The sequence below is a fragment of the Micromonospora sp. NPDC049801 genome (assembly GCF_040656575.1).
Classification (GTDB): domain Bacteria; phylum Actinomycetota; class Actinomycetes; order Mycobacteriales; family Micromonosporaceae; genus Micromonospora.
The window spans coordinates 38,574-56,574 of the sequence record NZ_JBFAMS010000025.1 but is presented as its reverse complement, the minus strand read 5'-3'; the positions used below and the strand labels follow the sequence as shown (position 1 = coordinate 56,574).

14 protein-coding genes and 2 pseudogenes are annotated in these 18,001 nt (G+C 73.6%); 10 read left to right on the top strand and 6 right to left on the bottom strand.

Going from position 1 to position 18,001, the window contains the following annotated elements; translation table 11 throughout:
• Positions 1–145 precede the first annotated feature (145 nt).
• Positions 146–787, top strand: a complete 642-nt coding sequence (locus AB0I89_RS31295) for a ferritin-like fold-containing protein (RefSeq protein WP_357134147.1) — start codon at positions 146–148, stop codon at positions 785–787.
• Between the two features lie 81 nt (positions 788–868).
• On the opposite strand, the gene AB0I89_RS31290 is transcribed toward AB0I89_RS31295, so the two are convergent.
• Both AB0I89_RS31290 and AB0I89_RS31285 read right to left on the bottom strand, forming a co-directional pair.
• Positions 869–1,096 (bottom strand): DUF3107 domain-containing protein, encoded by a 228-nt coding sequence (locus tag AB0I89_RS31290; RefSeq protein WP_179781071.1) that lies wholly within the window; start codon positions 1,094–1,096, stop codon positions 869–871.
• Between the two features lie 64 nt (positions 1,097–1,160).
• Positions 1,161–1,799 carry a TetR/AcrR family transcriptional regulator gene (locus AB0I89_RS31285; RefSeq protein WP_355053367.1) on the bottom strand — a complete coding sequence of 213 codons (639 nt, stop codon included), beginning with the start codon at positions 1,797–1,799 and terminating at the stop codon, positions 1,161–1,163.
• Positions 1,800–4,109: 2,310 nt separating this feature from the next.
• Here AB0I89_RS31285 and AB0I89_RS31280 point away from each other — a divergent pair.
• From AB0I89_RS31280 to AB0I89_RS31255, 6 genes and pseudogenes are all read left to right on the top strand, one after another.
• A pseudogene (locus AB0I89_RS31280) lies at positions 4,110–5,405 on the top strand (hypothetical protein); the annotation flags it as partial.
• 23 nt (positions 5,406–5,428) lie between these two features.
• On the top strand, positions 5,429–6,403 hold the full coding sequence (locus tag AB0I89_RS31275) for an alpha/beta hydrolase (protein WP_357134145.1): 975 nt from the start codon (positions 5,429–5,431) through the stop codon (positions 6,401–6,403).
• Between the two features lie 5 nt (positions 6,404–6,408).
• Positions 6,409–7,248, top strand: a complete 840-nt coding sequence (locus tag AB0I89_RS31270) for a DUF3152 domain-containing protein (protein ID WP_357134143.1) — start codon at positions 6,409–6,411, stop codon at positions 7,246–7,248.
• Between the two features lie 155 nt (positions 7,249–7,403).
• A complete protein-coding gene (locus tag AB0I89_RS31265) occupies positions 7,404–8,147 on the top strand; it encodes a DUF3152 domain-containing protein (protein WP_357134142.1) in 744 nt (247 codons plus the stop codon).
• Between the two features lie 41 nt (positions 8,148–8,188).
• Positions 8,189–9,437: pseudogene (gene moeZ, locus AB0I89_RS31260) on the top strand (adenylyltransferase/sulfurtransferase MoeZ).
• Positions 9,438–9,543: 106 nt separating this feature from the next.
• Positions 9,544–10,434, top strand: a complete 891-nt coding sequence (locus AB0I89_RS31255; protein ID WP_357134165.1) for a prenyltransferase/squalene oxidase repeat-containing protein — start codon at positions 9,544–9,546, stop codon at positions 10,432–10,434.
• Here the strand turns inward: AB0I89_RS31255 and AB0I89_RS31250 are convergent.
• Positions 10,422–11,663 (bottom strand): glutamate-5-semialdehyde dehydrogenase, encoded by a 1,242-nt coding sequence (locus AB0I89_RS31250; protein ID WP_357134140.1) that lies wholly within the window; start codon positions 11,661–11,663, stop codon positions 10,422–10,424. The genes AB0I89_RS31255 and AB0I89_RS31250 overlap by 13 nt on opposite strands.
• A 64-nt stretch (positions 11,664–11,727) precedes the next feature.
• Positions 11,728–12,885: a glutamate 5-kinase gene (gene proB, locus AB0I89_RS31245; protein ID WP_357134138.1), complete on the bottom strand. Its 1,158-nt coding sequence runs from the start codon at positions 12,883–12,885 to the stop codon at positions 11,728–11,730.
• A gap of 13 nt (positions 12,886–12,898) precedes the next feature.
• Between proB and AB0I89_RS31240 the strand changes: the two genes are divergently transcribed.
• From AB0I89_RS31240 to AB0I89_RS31230, 3 genes are read left to right on the top strand one after another with little or no spacing between them, the layout of a single operon-like run.
• Entirely contained in the window at positions 12,899–13,213 is a 315-nt protein-coding gene (locus AB0I89_RS31240) for an MGMT family protein (RefSeq protein ID WP_357134136.1), read from the top strand.
• A gap of 32 nt (positions 13,214–13,245) precedes the next feature.
• Positions 13,246–14,640, top strand: coding sequence for an MFS transporter (locus tag AB0I89_RS31235; protein WP_357134134.1), 1,395 nt, complete (start codon positions 13,246–13,248; stop codon positions 14,638–14,640).
• A gap of 27 nt (positions 14,641–14,667) precedes the next feature.
• Positions 14,668–16,173, top strand: a complete 1,506-nt coding sequence (locus AB0I89_RS31230; RefSeq protein WP_357134132.1) for an aminotransferase class V-fold PLP-dependent enzyme — start codon at positions 14,668–14,670, stop codon at positions 16,171–16,173.
• A 48-nt stretch (positions 16,174–16,221) separates the two neighbouring features.
• Here the strand turns inward: AB0I89_RS31230 and AB0I89_RS31225 are convergent, their stop codons facing one another.
• Together AB0I89_RS31225 and AB0I89_RS31220 are read right to left on the bottom strand one after the other, a co-directional pair.
• Positions 16,222–17,430, bottom strand: a complete 1,209-nt coding sequence (locus AB0I89_RS31225; protein WP_357134130.1) for a hypothetical protein — start codon at positions 17,428–17,430, stop codon at positions 16,222–16,224.
• Positions 17,423–17,974, bottom strand: coding sequence for a SigE family RNA polymerase sigma factor (locus AB0I89_RS31220; protein WP_357134164.1), 552 nt, complete (start codon positions 17,972–17,974; stop codon positions 17,423–17,425). The genes AB0I89_RS31225 and AB0I89_RS31220 overlap by 8 nt, the downstream gene beginning before the upstream one ends.
• Between the last annotated feature and the right edge of the window lie 27 nt (positions 17,975–18,001).

Sequence of the window (18,001 nt, the reverse complement as noted above, 5' to 3'; positions counted from 1 at the left end):
GCAGGCTGGACTTCGATCAGATCGGCGCCCACGGCAACTGCTCTATGCTACCCGAACAGGCAAGCTCACGTCCCGATTCCCGGTCGGCCAGCCGCCACGCGGGGGGACTGAATGTGAACTGCATCACACGCGGTAGCCTGCGCTCGTGTCCACCGCCGGTTCCGCCGTCCCCGACCTGCTCGGCCTGGTCGCCTTCGGTGAACTGCTCGCCTTCGAACGCATGGCCGCCGACGCGCGACTCGCGCCGGACCTGCGCCGGCGCGTCGAGCTGGACCAGATGGCCGCGGCCGAGATCGACAACTACCGCCGGCTCGCCGACCGGCTCGCCGCACTCGGTGTGCAACCGGAGGAGGCGATGGCGCCCTATGTGCGGCCGTTGCAGGCGTACCACGACTCCACCGAGCCGCGGGACTGGGCCGAGGCCGTCACCAAGGCGTACGTGGGCGACACCATCACCGACGACTTCATCAGGGAGATCGGCCACGCGCTGGACGGACCCGACCGGGCGCTGGTGCTCGACGTGCTGCACGACTCCCGGTACGCGGAATTCGCCGCCGCCGAGATCCGGCTGGCCGTCGCCGACGACCCACGGGTGGCCGGCCGGCTCTCCATGTGGGCCCGGCGACTGGTCGGCGAGGCCCTGTCCCAAGCCGGCCGCGTCGCCGCCGAACGCGCCACGCTCACCGTACTCATCACGCGGGCCGAGCGGATCGACGTGCCGGAACTCTTCGCGCGGCTCACCGCCGCGCACACCGCGCGAATGGCCGCCGTCGGACTGAACAACTGAGCGCCACTGGTCGGGCGCGTTCACGCGGTACCGGCCCGCGGCAGGTGGCGCGACGCCGACCTGCCGCGACGGCCGGACCGGTCAGCGGACGGTGAAACCGACCGCCCGGGGCGACGCCTCGGCGATCTCGACGTAGGCGACCTTCTCGACCGGAACGATGACCCGCCGGCCCTTCTCGTCGGTCAGGGAGAGCGTGCCGCCGTTGCCGGCGAAGGCGTCGGTCACGATCTGCTCGATCTCGGCCGGCGACTGCGCGCTGTCCACTACCAGCTCGCGTGGCGCGTACTGCACGCCGATCTTGACCTCCACTGTGCCTCCTCAACTGGGGCGAGAGAACCGCCCTGCGAAGGCTATCCGATCACGGGCCCGGCGGTCAGGCTGACTCACCTTGCAGCGGGAAGCTCGCGATGCCCCGCCACGACAGCGCGGCCACCAACGCCTCAGCTTCGGCCTTCGGCACCTGTCGGCCGCCGGCCAGCCAGAACTGCGCGGCCGTCTCCGCCGCGCCGACCAGCCCGGAGGCGAGCAACTCGGCATGCGACCGGCTCACGCCCGTGTCGGAGATGATGGTGTCGGTGATCGCCGCGATGCAGCCCTGCTCGACCCGCTCCACCCGCTGCCGCACCGCCGGGTCGTTACGCAGGTCCGACTCGAAGACGAGGCGGAACGCCTCGCTCTCGTGATCGACGAAGTCGAAGTACGCCCGGACCGACGCGCTGACCCGTTCCTTGTTGTCGCTGGTCCCCCGCATCGCCTCCTGCACCTGAGCGACGATGGCGTCACAGTGGGTGTCCAGCAGCGCCAGGTAGAGGTCCATCTTCCCGGGGAAGTGTTGGTAGAGCACCGGCTTGGAGACCCCGGCCCGCTCGGCGATGTCGTCCATCGCCGCAGCGTGGTAGCCCTGCGCGACGAACACCTCCTGGGCCGCCGCGAGCAGCTGCTTACGACGCGCGGAGCGGGGCAGGCGCGTGGGCCTGCCAGCGGTCTGTGCGCCGTTCCCCACAGCCGTCATGGGATCCTCCGAGTTCTTCGTACGAGCCGCCATTTTCCCCCCAGACCGGGGCGGCCCCCGACCGCGTCGTGGAATTGGCCCGCCGCTGTAACTTATCGCCACTCTCCCCACACGGTAGCCTCAGCGAGGGCGACCAAGGAGCGCGCGGTGAGTGAAACAGGGCAACCCGGAGCCGCCACCCCGGGAGAGCACGGTGACGGAGCGGGTCAGCACGACGACCCGGGTCGTTCCGGCAACGGGTGGGCGCCCTCGACGGGCGGGTGGTCACCGTCCGGCGAGAGCGAAGCGGCCGGGGAGCAGGCGCCACGATGGCAGCCCGACCCCGCGTCCGGCTGGCGCAGCACCTCGACGAGGCACGGTGACCTGCCCGCGCCTCTGCCCGGGCTGCCCGGCGCCGCCGAACGGCCGGCCCGGGTCAACGGCCACCACCTGAACGGCGTCCACCAGGCCGAGGCCGAGGGTGACGGCGTGGCCGACGGCACCAACCACGGGGACGCCGAGATCAACGGCGTGGGTGCGTCGTCCGGTCGGCAGACACCGGTCAGCGCGCCACCCGGACGGACCGCCGAAGACCGGCCCGACCTGGGTGCCGGCCGCCTGGCGGTGCCCGCCCAGCGCCCCGCGCCCCCCGCCGACCAGGGGTCGGGCGAGGCCGACAGCGGTAGTGCCCGGCACCTGACCGCCGACCCCACCGCGCCGCGTGCCGCCCGCTGGGCCGAACCCGGTGTGCCCGGCACCGCGCCCATCCAGGTGCCGCCCGTCGGTACGGCCGCCTCGGGCTTCGAGGTACCACCCGGACTCCACGCGCCGACCGGCGACCGCTCGACCGCCGACGACCGGGAGGCCGGGTCGCGCGCCCGCCGGGAAGCGCTCGCGCCGGAGTCGTCGGCCGGGTCGGGACGCGGCGACGAGTCCGAGCCGGAACGCCCCGCCGCCGACACCCGGCGCGTGGGCGAGCCCTCCTCCGTCGAGCCGGACTGGTCCGGGCCCAGCTGGAACCGCCCGAGCTGGGGCAGCGGGTGGGCGCCACCCTGGTCCCGGCCGGACGGCGAACCCTCCGACCAGCCGACGCGGGACGAGTCCGCGCCGGGTTGGGTCGCCGAGCCCAGCGTGCCGTACGAGCCGGTGCGGGCCGAGCCGACGCGTCCGTATGAGCCACTGGCCGCCGAGCCGCCCCGCGCGTACGACGTCGCCACCGAGGCGGAGGCGGCCTCCGATCGCGGCCGGCCGTCGCGCCCGTCCTGGGCCGGCGAACGTCCGGCCACGACCCCGGCCAGCGTGCCGCCGGAGGCCCCCCGCTCCGAGCCGACCGAGCGCCCGGCCTGGGCCGGCGGGCCCACGTCCGAGCCGGCCGGTACGCCCGCCGTGCCTCGTCCGTCCTGGGCCGCGCCGATATCGAGCAGCGTGTCGACCGACCCGCCACCCCGCGCGAATGCCTCGGACCCCACCCCGACCAGCGGGCCCGGTGCGCCCGCGCCCGCCGCGTCGGCGGCTGCCGAGCGTCCGTCGTGGGGTGGCGGTTCCGTGCCGACCAGCGGTCCGCCGGCTGCCGAGCGTCCGTCGTGGGGTGGCGGTGCCGTGCCGACCAGCGGTCCGCCGGCTGCCGAGCGTCCGTCGTGGGGCGGGGGTTCCGTGCCGACCAGCGGTCCGCCGGCTGCCGAGCGTCCGTCCTGGGCCGGGGGTCCCGTGCCGACCAGCGCCGCTCAGGTGGAGCCGACCAGCGGTCCGCCGGCTGCTGACCGTCCGTCCTGGGCCGGTCCGGCATCGGCCCTCCCGCCATCGCGTCCCTCGTGGGCCGGCGAGTCGGACCCGGCTCCGACCAGCTTCGGGGCGTCCCGCCCGTCCTGGGCCGGTGCTCAGGCCTCCGACGGCACGCCCGCGCGCCCAACCTGGGCCGGCCCCGCGCCGGTGGACCCGCCAGCGCCGGTCGACCCGCCACCGGCGCCCGCCGGCCCACCGGCGACGGTGGTGGATGCGCCGTCGCAGAGCACGCCGTCACCGACGACGCCCGTCCGTCCGGCGGCCGAGCGTCCGTCCTGGGCAGGAAACTCGGCGACACCCGTGGCGAACGCGGCCGCCGAACGACCGGACTGGTCCGAGGGGCGCATCCCGGCGGCCTCGCCGGGCGATCGTCCGTCCTGGCCGGCCAGCCGGCCGGCGAGCCCCGCTCGTGGCAGCGACGCGGGCGAGGCGGCCCAGCCGGTCCGACCAACCGGGCCGTTCCGGCTTCGGCCGGCGAGCCCCGAGCCACCCGACCCATCGACCGTCGGACCGGCCCCCACCGCCCCGACGGCAACCGGTCCGGCCGCGGCCACCGCCGGGTCGGGGCGACACGACCGGCCATCCGCGTCCGCCGCTTCCTACGCGGCCCGCCGATCCGCCCCGGAACCGGCGTCGCCGGCCGACGCCGCCGCCAGCGGTCGACGGCCCGACACGCCGGCGGTACTGCCGCAGCGCGTCCCCGCGCAACCGGACGTGCCCGTCGTGCCGGAGCCGCCAGCCGTGGAACCACCCGCCGAAACCCCCGAACTCGCGCGCATCGCCACCCACCTGCGCCGTGACGACGAGCCCGCTCCGTTGCGGGAACGTCCCGAGGGATTCGACGTCAACGCCATCCTGGACGCCGTCCGGGAGGTAGCCGGTGTCCGGGACGCGGCGCTGCGTCGTACCCCGGCGGGTGCGCACAGCCTCCGGCTGGACCTGGCCGACGGCGCGGATCCGGCCGAGGTGAGCCGACAGGTCGCCCGGCTGCTTCAGGAACGGATGGGCCTCGCCGCCGCACCGCAGAACGTGCCCGGCCTGCCCACCACGCCGCCCCCACCGGTACGCCGCCGCGCCGCCGAGACACGACCTGCCGAGCCCCGCTCGGGTGGCGCGAAACCCGCCAACACGCGATCCGCCGAGGCCCGTCCCGCCGAGCCACGCAACAACGTCGCGGAGACGCGTATCGCCGAGGGCGGCAGCCCGGCGGCGGCCGCGCCGACGAGCCCCGAGCAGCGGACCGCCCTGGACGCCGCGCCCCGGCGGCGGACGGGCGCCCCGCACCGGGGCCGCGCCACGGTCGAGGAGCCCGGCTCGGTCTCGGGTGTGCCCGCCGGCGGAGCCACCGGCAGCCCGGCGACGCTCGGTACGTCGTACTCCGGTGGTCAGGTGACCACGACGGAGTCGGCGCCCTCCCGCCCGCTGGACACCGGCGGCGCGCCGGGGCCGCGCGTGGTCATCGACCACGTGCAGGTCAGCACCTTCGGCCTGGACGCCAATGTGGAGGTACGGCTGCTCGCCGGCGACGGCACCGCGGCCGGGTACGCGACCGGGCCGGCGGTGGACGGCTACGTGCTGCGGCTCTGCGCGGTGGCCGCCGCCGCGGCCGTCGACGAGCTGCTGCGCGGCACCGAGAACGCCGAGCGTGGCCGCTGCTTCGTCGAGCACGCGGCGGTGGTGCCGTTCGGCAACTGCGAGGTGGCCACCGTGGTGGTGCTGCTGGTCTGCGACGGCTGGGTCGAGCAGCTCGCCGGCTCGGCTCTGGTGGCCGGCGATCCGCGGCAGGCGGTGGTCCGAGCCACGCTGGCGGCGGTCAACCGCCGGCTGGAGGCACTACTCTCCTGAATGGTGCGAGGCAGACTGGAGGGATGAAGCGTGCCACCCTCTGGCCGGACCATCTCCTTGCCGACGCCGGTGTGCCGCCACCGTGGCCGGGCCGGGAGGTGCGCCTCGACGGCCAGGTCATGTACGTGCGGGACACCCCCGCGACGAGCGCGGACGCGGAGCCGGCGCTGTTCGTGCACGGGCTCGGCGGCTCGTCGCAGAACTGGACCGACCTGGCCGGGCTGCTCACCGACCGGTTGGACGGCCAGGCCATCGACCTGCCCGGGTTCGGTCGCAGCGAGCCGGGACGGCGCTACACGATTCCGGCCTTCGCCGACCTGGTCATCAGGTGGATCGAGCACTCCGGTCGGGGACCGGTGCACCTGTTCGGCAACTCGCTGGGCGGCGCGGTCTCGGTCCAGGTGGCGGGGCTGCGGCCGGACCTGGTCCGCACCCTCACCCTGATCTCTCCGGCGCTGCCGTTCCTGGATTTCCGACGGTCGTTGCAGGGCAGGATGCTGCCGGTGCTGGCCATTCCGGGGGGTGAGCGGCTGGTCGCCCGGCGGTTGACCCAGCTCGCCCCGGAGATCATGGCCGAGCAGGTGCTTGAGGCGTGTGTCGCCGATCTGAGCCGCATCTGTGTGCAGCGCCGGGAGGAGGCGTTGGAGGAGATCCGGGTGCGGTACGAGGCGGCGCACTACGCGGCCGCGTACGTCCGGACGTTCCGGGGTCTGGTCTCCAGCTTCCTGCGGGCGTACCTGCCGGGGTCCGGGTCGCTGTGGCGGCTCGCCGGGGCGGTCCGCGCGCCGACGCTCGTGGTGGGGGGTCGGCAGGACCGGCTGGTCGACGTCCGGGTCGCGCCGCAGACCGCACGGGCCATCCCGGACAGCCGCCTGTTGATGCTCGACGGGGTCGGCCACGTGGCGCAGCTCGAGGTGCCCCGGCTGGTCGCCCGCGCGGTGGTGGGTCTGCTCACCGAAAAGGGGGACGCCGTCCGGCCGTCCGATCTGGCAGGCTGACCGGAATGTTCAGGTCCGCTCACCGTCATCGACGCTTCGCGCTGATCGCCCAGTTGGTGGCGGTGGTGCTGGCGATCGGCGCGGCAGTGACCGTGGTCGCCGAGGAGCGGGGCGAGCCGTCCGACCGGCTGACCGCCGAGGAGGCCGCCGCCCCGCCGCTGGTGGCGAGGCCGCTGCCGGGGTCGGTGAGCCCGTCGCCGAGCGCCACGGTGGCGGCGTCGACGAGCGCGTCGCCGGTGCTGCGGATGCCCGGAGCGGTCCCGAGCGCCGGGACGGGCCGCTTCGAACACGACGACCGCTCCGGCCCGGTCCTGGGCCGCGCGGGTGAGCTGCGTCGTTACCGGGTGGCGGTCGAGTCGGGCAGCGACGAGGACGTGGCCGCGTTCGCGCAGGCCGTCCAGGTGGCGCTCACCGGACCGGGCAGCTGGGTCGACAGCGGTCGGCTGCGGTTGCAGCAGGTGCCGGGGGACGCTCCCCGGGACTTCACCGTCTACCTGGCGACGGCCCGTACGGCGGGCCGGATGTGCGCCGCGGGTGGGGTGGACATCCGGATCGACGGGCGGCCGTACACCTCCTGCCGCGCGCCCGGTCAGGTGATCGTCAACCTGGACCGGTGGCGGTTGTCGGTGCCGCACTACGTCTCGGCGCGCGTGCCGCTGTCGGTGTACCGGACGTACGTGGTCAACCACGAGGTCGGTCACCAGCTCGGGCACCATCACGAGCGCTGCCCGGGCTCGGGGCGTCCGGCGCCGGTGATGATGCAGCAGACCCTCTTCCTCAACGGGTGCCGGGCCAATCCGTGGCCGTACGTCGACGGTCGGCGCTACGCCGGGCCGGCACTCTGAGACGTATTGCGGCAATAGCAGCCAAAAGCGGAGAATTGCCCGAATAATCTGGCAGGCTTGGCGTCATGACGCCGTCGTCCCCTTACGGCCCGCCCGAGCCGCCCGACCCGCCGGCAGGGTCGGCGTACGAGGGCGCGCGTCCCAGTCTCGTGCGAATGCGCCGTCGCCGACGGCGCACTCTGCTGCTCGGTGTGCTCGTCCTCGCCACCGCCGGCGCCATCGGCGTGACCGTGGCGGGTGGCGGTGAGCCGCCGGCCGACGCGCCGCCCATCCCGACACCGGGCGGCATGGGCGTGGGCGGCGGGGAGGCCCATCCGGCGCCCAGCGACTACCCGTCGGTCGGCGCGGGACGGTTCACCGCCGCCGACTCCGAAACCGCGGTGCACGGCGAGGACGGACCGCTGCGCCGGTACCGCGTCGTGGTCGAGCGCGACAGCGGCCAGGACGCCGGCACGTTCGCGGCGCGGGTCGACGAGGTGCTGGCCGACCCGCGTAGCTGGATCGCCTCCGGCGAGCTGCGCGTGCAGCGGGTCGCCGACGCCCGGGCCGCCGACTTCACCATCTACCTCGCCACCCCGGTCACGTCGGAGCGGATGTGCGCCGAGGGCGGCCTGTCCACCGAGCGCTACACGTCCTGCCGGCTACCCGGCCGGGTGATCATCAACCTGGCCCGCTGGCAGGAGGCGGTGCCCGACTACGGCGCACCGCTGGAGACGTACCGCACCTACGTGATCAACCACGAGGTCGGCCACGAGCTCGGCGCCGAGCATGAGGCGTGCCCCGGTCCGGGCGAGCCCGCCCCGGTGATGCAGCAGCAGACGTACGGGCTGGAGGGCTGCGTGGCCAACGCCTGGCCCTACCTCGACGGCCGTCGCTACGCCGGCGACGCCATCCCCTGAGTTATTCCCGCTCCCGCATCGCGGACCACGTGTCCTCCCTCATGGCCGAGCGGGGCCCCGGCGAGCAACAATGGCGCGGTTCACACCGCCGATCCCGGGGAGTCCACCGTGTCGTTGCCCCCGCTCGTCGAGCCCGCCGGCGAGCTGACCGTTGACGAGATCCGCCGCTACTCACGCCACCTGATCATCCCGGACGTCGGGGTGGCCGGTCAGAAGCGGCTGAAGAACGCCCGGGTGCTCTGTGTCGGCGCCGGTGGCCTCGGCTCGCCGGCCCTGTTGTACCTGGCCGCTGCCGGGGTCGGCACGCTCGGCATCATCGACTTCGACACCGTCGACGAGTCCAACCTCCAGCGCCAGGTCATCCACGGCGTGTCCGATGTCGGCCGCTCGAAGGCCGAGTCCGCCGCCGCGTCGATCCGCGAGATCAACCCGCTGGTCAACGTGGAGATCCACAACACCGCGTTGGACCGGGAGAACGTCCGCGAGATCTTCGCCCAGTACGACCTGATCGTCGACGGCACCGACAACTTCGCCACCCGTTACATGGTCAACGACGCCGCGGTGCTGCTCGGCAAGCCGTACGTCTGGGGTTCGATCTACCGGTTCGACGGGCAGGCGTCGGTGTTCTGGGCCGAGCACGGCCCCTGCTACCGCTGCCTCTACCCGGAGCCGCCGCCGCCCGGCATGGTCCCCTCCTGCGCCGAGGGTGGCGTGCTCGGCGTGCTCTGCGCGTCGATCGGGTCGATCCAGGTGAACGAGGCGATCAAGCTGCTCACCGGCATCGGCGAGCCGCTGGTGGGCCGGCTCATGGTCTACGACGCCCTGGAGATGGAGTACCGCAAGATCAAGGTTCGGAAGGACCCGAACTGCGTGCTCTGCGGCGAGAACCCGACCGTCACCGACCTGCTGGAAGACTACGAGGACTTCTGCGGCGCGGTCTCGGTCGAGGCCCAGGAGGCGACGCTCGACTCGACCATCACCGCCCTGGAGCTCAAGGAGTGGCAGGACGCCGGCAAGGACATCTTCCTCGTCGACGTGCGGGAGCCGGCCGAGTACGAGATCGTGCGGATTCCCGGCGCCACGCTGATCCCCAAGGGCGACATCATCTCCGGTGAGGCCCTCGCGAAGCTGCCGCAGGACAAGCAGATCGTGCTGCACTGCAAGTCCGGTGTGCGCTCCGCCGAGGCGCTGGCCGCGCTCAAGGCCGCCGGCTTCAAGGACGCCGTCCACGTGCAGGGCGGCGTGCTCTCCTGGATCAAGCAGATCGACCCGTCACTGCCCGCGTACTGACCGGTGGAGCCGGGGCGGCCCTGTCGTCCCGGCTCCGACCCGTCGCGTCAATCGACGCAGATAGCTCCGACCAGACCCGCGCACCGAGCGACGCAGCCATTTCCGGCTGGCCGATTCCCCGAGGCGGGATCGTGTCTGCGCAGGTAGCGTCTCCGCCGTGGTCGACTTGGAAGCCGCGATCGGGTTCGTCGTGGCGCACGGGGACGCGGTGGAACGCGCCCGCCTCTCCTGGCTGCGCAACGGCACGCCCGCCCCGCCGGAGCTGTTGGACGCGGCCGAGGTCGGCCAGTCACCCGACGGCGGCTGGCCGGCGACCTGGGGCGGTGAGGTGGCCTCGGTCGACGCCACCTGTTTCCGGCTCGGCGAGCTGGACGACCTCGGTGCGCTGGGTCGTCCCGCCGCCCGCCGGGCGCTCGACTGGTTGGCGTCTCGGCAGCAGCCCGACGGCGGTTGGGACGAGGACCTCTCCCTGGCCGGCTCGGCGCCCGAGTGGGCCCGACCCGGTGACCCCGAGGCCAAACTCTTCCTCACCGCCAACGCCGGCTTCTGGCTCACCGTCGCCGGCCTGGACGCCCGCGCCTCAGGTCCGCTCGATCATCGGGTCGGTGGGGCGTACGCCGGTGTGGTGCAGGCCGCGGCGCAGTCGATCGTCGCGCGGCTGCGCCCGGACGGGACCTGGCCGTCGTTCCTCGCCGCCGGCTGGCTGAGCGCGGCAGTACTGCACCGCCAGGACATGTTCCAGGAGTCGGCGCGGATCCAGGTGGTGCTCGCCGAACGGATGGCCACGATGTCAGCGGGCGACGTGGCATGGCTGGCGGCCACGCTGCGCCGCGTCGGCATCGACTCCCACGACTGGGTCATGGTGCGCGCCCTGCGGCGGCTCGGCGAGACCCAGCGCAGCGACGGTGGGTGGGAGAGCGACGACGGTCACCAGTTCGACGTGCACTCCACGCTGTCCGCGATCCGGGCCTGCCGGCCGGGCGATCAGCGCACGTGACCGTCGCCGGTGACGACGTACTTGGTGCTGGTCAACTCGGGCAGGCCCATCGGCCCCCGGGCGTGCAGCTTCTGCGTGGAGATGCCGATCTCCGCGCCGAAGCCGAACTCGCCCCCGTCGGTGAACCGGGTCGACGCGTTCACCATCACCGCCGCCGCGTCCACCCGGGCGACGAACTCGCGGGCGGCGGTCGTCGAGTCGGTGATGATCGCCTCGGTGTGTCCGGTGCCGAAGCGGCGGATGTGCGCGACCGCCGCGTCCAGCGAGTCGACCACCGCCACCGAGATGTCGGCCGACAGGTACTCCGTGGCGTGGTCCTCCTCGGTGGCCGGGACGACGGCCGCCGAGTGGGCGACCACCTCGGGGGAGCCGTGCACGGTCACGCCGGCCTCAGCGAACGCGGCCAGCATCGGCGGTAGGAACGCGTCGGCGACGTCCACGTGCACCAGCAGCGACTCGGCGGTGTTGCAGGTGGACAGGCGCTGCGTCTTGGCGTTCAACGTCACCGCGACGGCCTTGCCCAGGTCGGCGGCGGCGTCGACGTAGACGTGGCAGTTGCCCACCCCGGTCTCGATCACCGGCACTGTCGACTCCTCGACCACGGTGCGGATCAGCGACGCGCCACCGCGCGGGATGAGCACGTCGACCAGCCCGCGAGCCCGCATCAGCTCCTTGACCGAGTCGCGCGAACTGGCGTCGAGCAACTGCACCGCGTCCGCCGGCAGACCGGCCCCGGCGACCGCGTCGCGCAGCACCGCTACCAGCGCGGCGTTCGAGTGCGCGGCCGACGACGACCCGCGCAGCAGCGCCGCGTTACCGGACTTGAGGCAGATCCCGGCGGCGTCCACCGTTACGTTGGGCCGCGCCTCGTAGATGATGCCGACCACCCCGAACGGCACCCGGATCTGGCGCAGTTCCAGCCCGTTGGGCAGGGTCGATCCGCGGACCACCTCGCCGACCGGGTCGGGCAGCGCGGCCATCTCACGCAGCGCTCCGGCGATGCCGGCCACCCGGCCCTCGTCGAGGGCGAGCCGGTCCAGCACGGCCGCGCTCAGCCCGGCTTCGCGCCCGGCCGCCAGGTCCGCCTCGTTGGCGGCGAGGATCTCCGGGGTACGCGTCACCAGCGCGTCGGCCATCGCGACCAGCGCGGCATCCTTGACGGTACGGGTGGCCACGGCCAGTTCGGCAGCGGCGTCCCGCGCCCGCTTCGCCTGCTCGACGACGCTCATCGGTCACTCCTCGCGTTAGGAAGGGCCCCTTGTACAACGCTAGGCGTTAACAAGGTGCCCTTGCTTACAGCAGTACGAGGTCGTCGCGGTGGACGACCTCCCGTTCGTACGCCGGGCCGAGCGCCGCGGCGAGTTCGGAGGTGGAACGGCCGAGTAGGCCGGGCAGCTCCACCGCGTCGTAGTTGACCAGGCCACGGGCTACCGGCGCGCCGGCGTCGTCGACCAGGTCCACGGGGTCGCCAGCGGTGAAGGTGCCGTCCACGGCGGTGATGCCGGCCGGCAGCAGCGACTTGCGCCGCTCCACGACGGCGGCCACCGCGCCCGGGTCCAGGTGCAGGCGTCCCCGGGGCGAGGTGGCGTGGGCCAGCCAGAACAGCCGGGCCGTCGGCCGTTGCCGCTGCGGGTGGAACAGCGTGCCGACCGGCTCGCCGGCCAGCGCCGGGGCGGCCAGGTCGGCGGAGGTGAGCACCACGGGGATGCCGAAGCCGGTGGCGATCCGGGCCGCCTCGACCTTTGTCACCATGCCGCCGGTGCCGACGCCGGACCGGCCGGCGCCGCCGATGGAGATTCCGGCGAGGTCCTCCTCGTTACGGACCTCGGCGATCCGCACCGACTGTGGACGGGTCGGGTCGCCGGTCCAGAGCGCGTCCACGTCGGAGAGGAGCACCAGCAGGTCGGCGTGCACCAGGGCGGCCACCAGGGCGGCCAACCGGTCGTTGTCGCCGAACCGGATCTCCTCGGTGGCGACCGTGTCGTTCTCGTTGACGATCGGCACGGCCCGCAGGTCGAGGAGTTTGCGCAGGGTGCGGTACGCGTTGCGGTAGTGCGCCCGCCGGGTCACGTCGTCGACGGTGAGCAGCACCTGCCCGACGGTGCGGTCGTGCCGGGCGAAGCTGGCCGCGTACCTGCCGATCAGCAGGCCCTGGCCGACGCTGGCGGCGGCCTGCTGGGTGGCCAGGTCGCGCGGACGTCGGGTCAGACCGAGCGGGGCGAGGCCGGCGGCGATCGCGCCGGAGGAGACCAGCACGACCTCGCGTCCCTCGGCGCCGAGCCGGCCCAGGGTGTCGACGAGCGCGTCGACCCGCTCGTCGGCGAGACCGCCGGTGGCGGTGGTCAACGAGGAGGACCCGATCTTGACGACGATCCGCCGAGCGGCCGTGACTGCGTCGCGCACCCGCCCATTCTGCGTGGTCACGCCCGCGTGGCCCGGTGGCGTTCCCATATGGTGGCGGATTGTGACTCCTGACGAGTACGTCGAGGCCGTGCTGGACCTCGTGGAGCGGATTCCCGAGGGCCGGGTGATGTCGTACGGCGCGGTCGCCGACGCGCTGGCCGAACGCTCGGGTCGCTCCTCCGCGCGCCTGGTGGGCGCCATCATGGCCCGGCACGGTGGCTCGGTGCCCTGGCATCGGGTGGTGACCGCGGGCGGCCGGTTGCCACCGGGGCACGAGCGCGAGGCGCGGGCCCGGCTGCGGGCCGAAGGGACGCCGTTGCGCGGCGCGGGGGTGGACATCGCGGCGGCGGGTTGGTCGCCCGGGGAGGGGATGTGACCCCCGCCATAACGTGAGTAACATTCGGCCCCATGAACCAGCCGCCGGGTGCTGCCGGCCTGCCCGCCACCGGACGGCTGCCCCGACCGGTGCACGTCGGATACGCGCTCGGCTCGCTGGCCACCGGCGCGTTCGGCACCGTGCCCGGCCTGCTGTTGCTGCCCTACCTGACCGACACGCTCGGCGTCGCCGCCGGGGTGGCCGCCCTGCTGGTGCTGCTGCCGAAGGCGTGGGACGTGCTGGTGAACCCGGTCGCCGGCCGGATCTCCGATCGCACCCGGTCACGCTGGGGCGCACGCCGCCCGTACCTGCTCGTCGCCGGTTTCGCGCTCGCCGCGCTCTTCGCGGCCATCTTCGCGGCGCCGTTCGACAAGGGGCCGGCCGCCGCGACGTACGTGGCGCTCGCCTTCCTGGCCACGGCCACCGCGTTCGCTTTCTTCCAGGTGCCGTACATGGCGATGCCCGCCGAGATGACCGACGACCACACCGAACGCACCCGGCTGATGACCTGGCGGATCGCTGTGCTGGCGCTGGCCATCCTGATCTCCGGCGCGGTCGCCCCGTTGGTGGTGACGGCCGGCGGCGACGGCGTGCCCGGACACCGCTGGATGGGCCTGTTCGTGGCGGCGCTCATCGGCGTCGGCGCGCTCGGCGCGTTTCTCGGCACCCGGTCCGCACCCGCTGGTGTGGTCGACGTCAGCGAACCGACGCTGCGTGCGCAGCTCGCCGTGGCCGGGGCCAACCGGCCGTTCCGGGCGCTGCTGATCTGCTTCGTGGTGCAGTCCGTGGGGGTGGCGACCATCCTCGCCGGGGTCAACTACTTCGCGGGGCAGATCCTGCGCGACGACCGGAACGGGCCGACGCTGCTCTTCGCCTGTTTCGTCGGGCCGGCGCTGCTGGTGATGCCGCTCTGGGCCCGGGTCGGCGCCCGGCTGGGCAAGCGGGCCGCCCTGGTCGTCGCCGGGCTGATCCTGGCCGCCGGGGCGTTCGCCCTGGTCGCCGCCCCGGTGCTGCCGTCGGTCGCCGTCTACCTGGTGGTCGCGGTGCTCGGCGTCGGGTACGCCGGGCAACAGGTGTTCGCGCTGGCCATGCTCCCCGACTGCATCGCGTACGAGACGGCACGCACCGGTCGACGGCAGGCGGGCGTCTTCACCGGCCTGTGGACCGCCGGGGAGACCTTCGGCCTGGCGCTCGGCCCCGGCATCTACGGCCTGGTGCTGCAGGTCTCCGGCTACGTCTCCTCCGACACCGGAACCGCCGCCGCCCAGTCCGACACGGCGAGGCTCGGCGTCCTGCTCGGCTTCACCCTGATCCCAGCCCTGCTGATAGCTCCCCCCATCCTCCTGCTCCGCCACTACACCCTCCCCACCCCTGCCCCCACCCTCGGGGTCGATCATGAAGTTGTGGTGGGAGACAAAAGCCGTTAGCCGTTACTAGAAGGGCACCATGACTCCATGATCGACGAGAACACGCTCGGGGCGGGCGCGTTGTCCCGCGACGGGGTCAGCGCGGAACAGGCGCTGGACGAGGTTCGGCGGCTGCGCGCCGGTGACCGACCCACCCACGGTGGACGGCTGTTCGCCTACGTCTACGACCCGGCGGTGCCGGGGCTCGACGACCTCACCGCCGCCGCGCACTCCGAGAGCGCCCACGTCAACGGTCTCGACCCGACCGCGTTCCCGTCCCTGCTGGCCATGGAGAACGCGCTCGTCGGCGCGGCCGGCCGGGTGCTCGGCGGCGGCCCGGGGACGACCGCGCCGGACGTGGTCGGCAGCGTCACCAGCGGCGGCACCGAGTCGCTGATCCTCGCCGTCAAGGCGGCCCGGGACGCGCACCCGGAGATCGCCGCGCCCCGGATCGTGGTGCCGTCGACCGCGCATGCCGCGTTCGCGAAGGCGGCGCACTATCTGCGGGTGGCGCTGGACGTGGTGCCGGTCTCGCCGGACACGCTGCGTCCCGAACCCGCCGCGATGGCCGCCGCGATCGGGCCGGACACGGTACTTGTCGCCTGCTCCGCGCCCTCGTACGCGCACGGGGTGGTGGACCCGGTCGCCGAGATCGCCGCCGTCGCCGCCGAGGCCGGAGTGCGCTGCCACGTCGACGCCTGCTTCGGTGGCTGGTCCCTGCCGTACCTGCGTCGCCTCGGCGAGCCGGTGCCGGCGTTCGACTTCACGGTTCCCGGCGTCACGTCCATCTCGGTCGACCTGCACAAGTACGCGTACGCGCCGAAGGGCGTGTCGGTGCTGCTGCACCGGGACGCCACCGGACGCGCGCCGCAGTACTTCGCGTACGCCGACTGGCCCGGCTACACGATGATCAACCCGGTGATCGCCTCGACCCGCTCGGGCGGGCCGATCGCCGCCGCGTACGCCACCCTGCGACACCTCGGCGACGCCGGCTACCTGCGGTTGGCCGCCACCACCCGGGACGCGGTCGCTGCCCTGGCCGACGCGGTCCGCGCCGTCGACGGGCTACGGCTGATGGCCGAGCCGGAGTCCACGGTGGTCTGCTTCACCGCCACCGAGGGCGGCCCCGACCTGTTCGTCCTGGTCGACGAGTTGACCGCCCGTGGCTGGCACACCCAGCCCCAGCTGTCGTACGTCGATCTGCCGGCCAGTGTGCACCTCACGGTGACCGCCTCGGTCGCGCCCCGGGTGGCCGAGTTCGGCCCGGATCTGGCCGCCGCGGTGGCGGCGACCCAGGCGAGCGGCCCGGTGCGGCTGCCCGCCGAGGTGGCTTCCCTGGTCGGCGTCCTCACCCCCGAGGCGCTGACGCCGGAGGTGGTGGCCGGCCTGGCGGCCGGGCTGGGCCTGGGCGGCGGCGACAGTTCCGGTCCGCTGCCGGATCGGATGGCGGTCGTGAACACGCTGCTCGACGCCGCCCCGTCGGCGCTGCGCGAGAGGTTGCTGGTCGAGTTCGTGGGCCTCCTGCAACGCCCCGACTGGAGTTCGGGCGAGTGAACCCCGGTGCCCCACCCCGACGGGATGGGGCACCGGACATCCTCCTCGTCAGAACACGCCGGGGAGTTGCACCTTGTTGTCCTTCTCGTTGCGGTCGCGCCACTGCCGGTCCTGCGCGTCGTAGTGGGTCACGAAGAAGAACCGGGTGGTCGCATCGGTGCCCGAGCGGCTCGGCACCCGCTGGACGAACGTGTAGCGTCGCAACTCGCCGGCCGGCACCCCCGGCACCAGACACGTCCGGTGGTCGTCGGCCGCCGCGGCCGCCGGGTCACACCTGGACCAGTCACCTGTCGTCGGCGCACCCACGTCGAGGCCCCTGAACTGGACCTGGGCCGCGTCGACCGATCCCGCGTTGGTGACGGTGAGGACGATGGTCAGCTCGCGACCACCGGTGACGTTTACCAGTGTGTGCGTCATGGACAGGCGCAGGTCGGTGAGCCGGGGATCCTTCCCGAACTTCGTGGGGCCGCCTGTCTGCACGAACCGGCCACCCTTGAACCGGTAGGTACGCGTCTGTTCCTGCTTCCAGTACGTCGGGGTGTCGCAGCACGGCTGCAGGTCGGCCACCCGCACGTCGACCGTGCCGGCCGCGGTGAGGGTCACCCCGAGGATGTCCTCGACACCGTCGGTGGTCCGGACGACCCGGCCGAGCGTCACGATGCGCCCGTCGTCATCCCGGTCGAAGGCGACGACCTGCTTCGCCAACGCCTCCCCGTACCGGCAGGCGACGACGGCAACCGTCTCCTGAGCGCCGTCACCGTCCAGGTCGGCGTGGTCCACGGACAGGTCGGTGAGCAACGGGACGAAGCTCTTGTTCGAGGTGGTCGCCAGCCGCACGTTCGTCGTGATGCAGGTGGACGGCGCGGTCTGCGGCCACGTCGGCAGGTCGACACGGGCGGCGAGCAACTGGGCCCGGCTGATCCGGCCGTCCGGGGCGCCCGGGTCGGCAGTGGGTGTGGAATCTGGTGATTGGCTGACCGACGGTGTGGGTGGTGGCGGGGTCGTCGTCGGCGGGGGTGTCGGGTCGACGGACTCCGCCGGTACCGGTGGCGTTCGGTCGCCCTTCAGCGCGGCGTTGGCGACGACCGGCGCCAACACCAGCACGACCGCAGCCGCCGCGACCGCCACGACCCTCGTCCGCCGGCGACGGCGCAGGGTACGTCGGGCCTGGTCGGGACCGGGGCCGACGGCCCGGGCGGTGACGTCCGCACGGTACGCGGTCAACCGTTCGCGCAGCCGCGGGTCGAGATCAGACATCGGACACCCCCTCGGTGTTCTCGTCCAGCAGTCCGGCCAGGGCGGTCCGGCCCCGGTGCAGCCAGGACTTCACGGTGCCCTCGGCCACTCCTTCCTGCAGGGCGATCTGACTGACCGACAGGTCGGCCAGGTAGTGCAGGATGACGGCCCGTCGATGGTTGGGCGGCAGTTGCGTGAGCGCCGCGTCGATGGCCACCCGATCCGGCGTGGGGCCGTCCACCTCGGCTTCGACGTGTCGCTGCCGCAGGAGGTGGTTGCGTGCCGTGCGGAGCCGACGCCAGCGGCTGCGGGCCAGGTTCCAGGCGACCCGGCGGACCCAGGCCACCGGATCGTCGTAGCGGACCAGGCGGTCCCAGCGTGCCAGCGCCCGGCAGAACGCCTCCTGGGCGAGGTCCTGCGCGTGGCCCAGATCCCCGGTGTACGCACACAGTTGGGCCGTGACGCTCCGGAAGTGCGCGTGGTAGAAGTCGTCGAAGGCGATCGCCGCCGCGTTCGACCCTCCGGACGTCAGCACCGCCGGCGGTTCGTTGGCGCGGGCCCCCATCGTTGCTGTCACTGCCCCTCCCCGTTT

Coding starts and splice junctions, on each gene's coding strand:
- AB0I89_RS31270 (WP_357134143.1), top strand. CDS start 6,409: ATGTTCAGGTCCGCTCACCGTCATCGACGCTTCGCGCTGATCGCCCAG.
- AB0I89_RS31275 (WP_357134145.1), top strand. CDS start 5,429: ATGAAGCGTGCCACCCTCTGGCCGGACCATCTCCTTGCCGACGCCGGT.
- AB0I89_RS31220 (WP_357134164.1), bottom strand. CDS start 17,974: ATGGGGGCCCGCGCCAACGAACCGCCGGCGGTGCTGACGTCCGGAGGG.
- AB0I89_RS31250 (WP_357134140.1), bottom strand. CDS start 11,663: ATGAGCGTCGTCGAGCAGGCGAAGCGGGCGCGGGACGCCGCTGCCGAA.
- AB0I89_RS31265 (WP_357134142.1), top strand. CDS start 7,404: ATGCGCCGTCGCCGACGGCGCACTCTGCTGCTCGGTGTGCTCGTCCTC.
- AB0I89_RS31230 (WP_357134132.1), top strand. CDS start 14,668: ATGATCGACGAGAACACGCTCGGGGCGGGCGCGTTGTCCCGCGACGGG.
- proB (WP_357134138.1), bottom strand. CDS start 12,885: ATGGGAACGCCACCGGGCCACGCGGGCGTGACCACGCAGAATGGGCGG.
- AB0I89_RS31285 (WP_355053367.1), bottom strand. CDS start 1,799: ATGACGGCTGTGGGGAACGGCGCACAGACCGCTGGCAGGCCCACGCGC.
- AB0I89_RS31235 (WP_357134134.1), top strand. CDS start 13,246: ATGAACCAGCCGCCGGGTGCTGCCGGCCTGCCCGCCACCGGACGGCTG.
- AB0I89_RS31225 (WP_357134130.1), bottom strand. CDS start 17,430: ATGTCTGATCTCGACCCGCGGCTGCGCGAACGGTTGACCGCGTACCGT.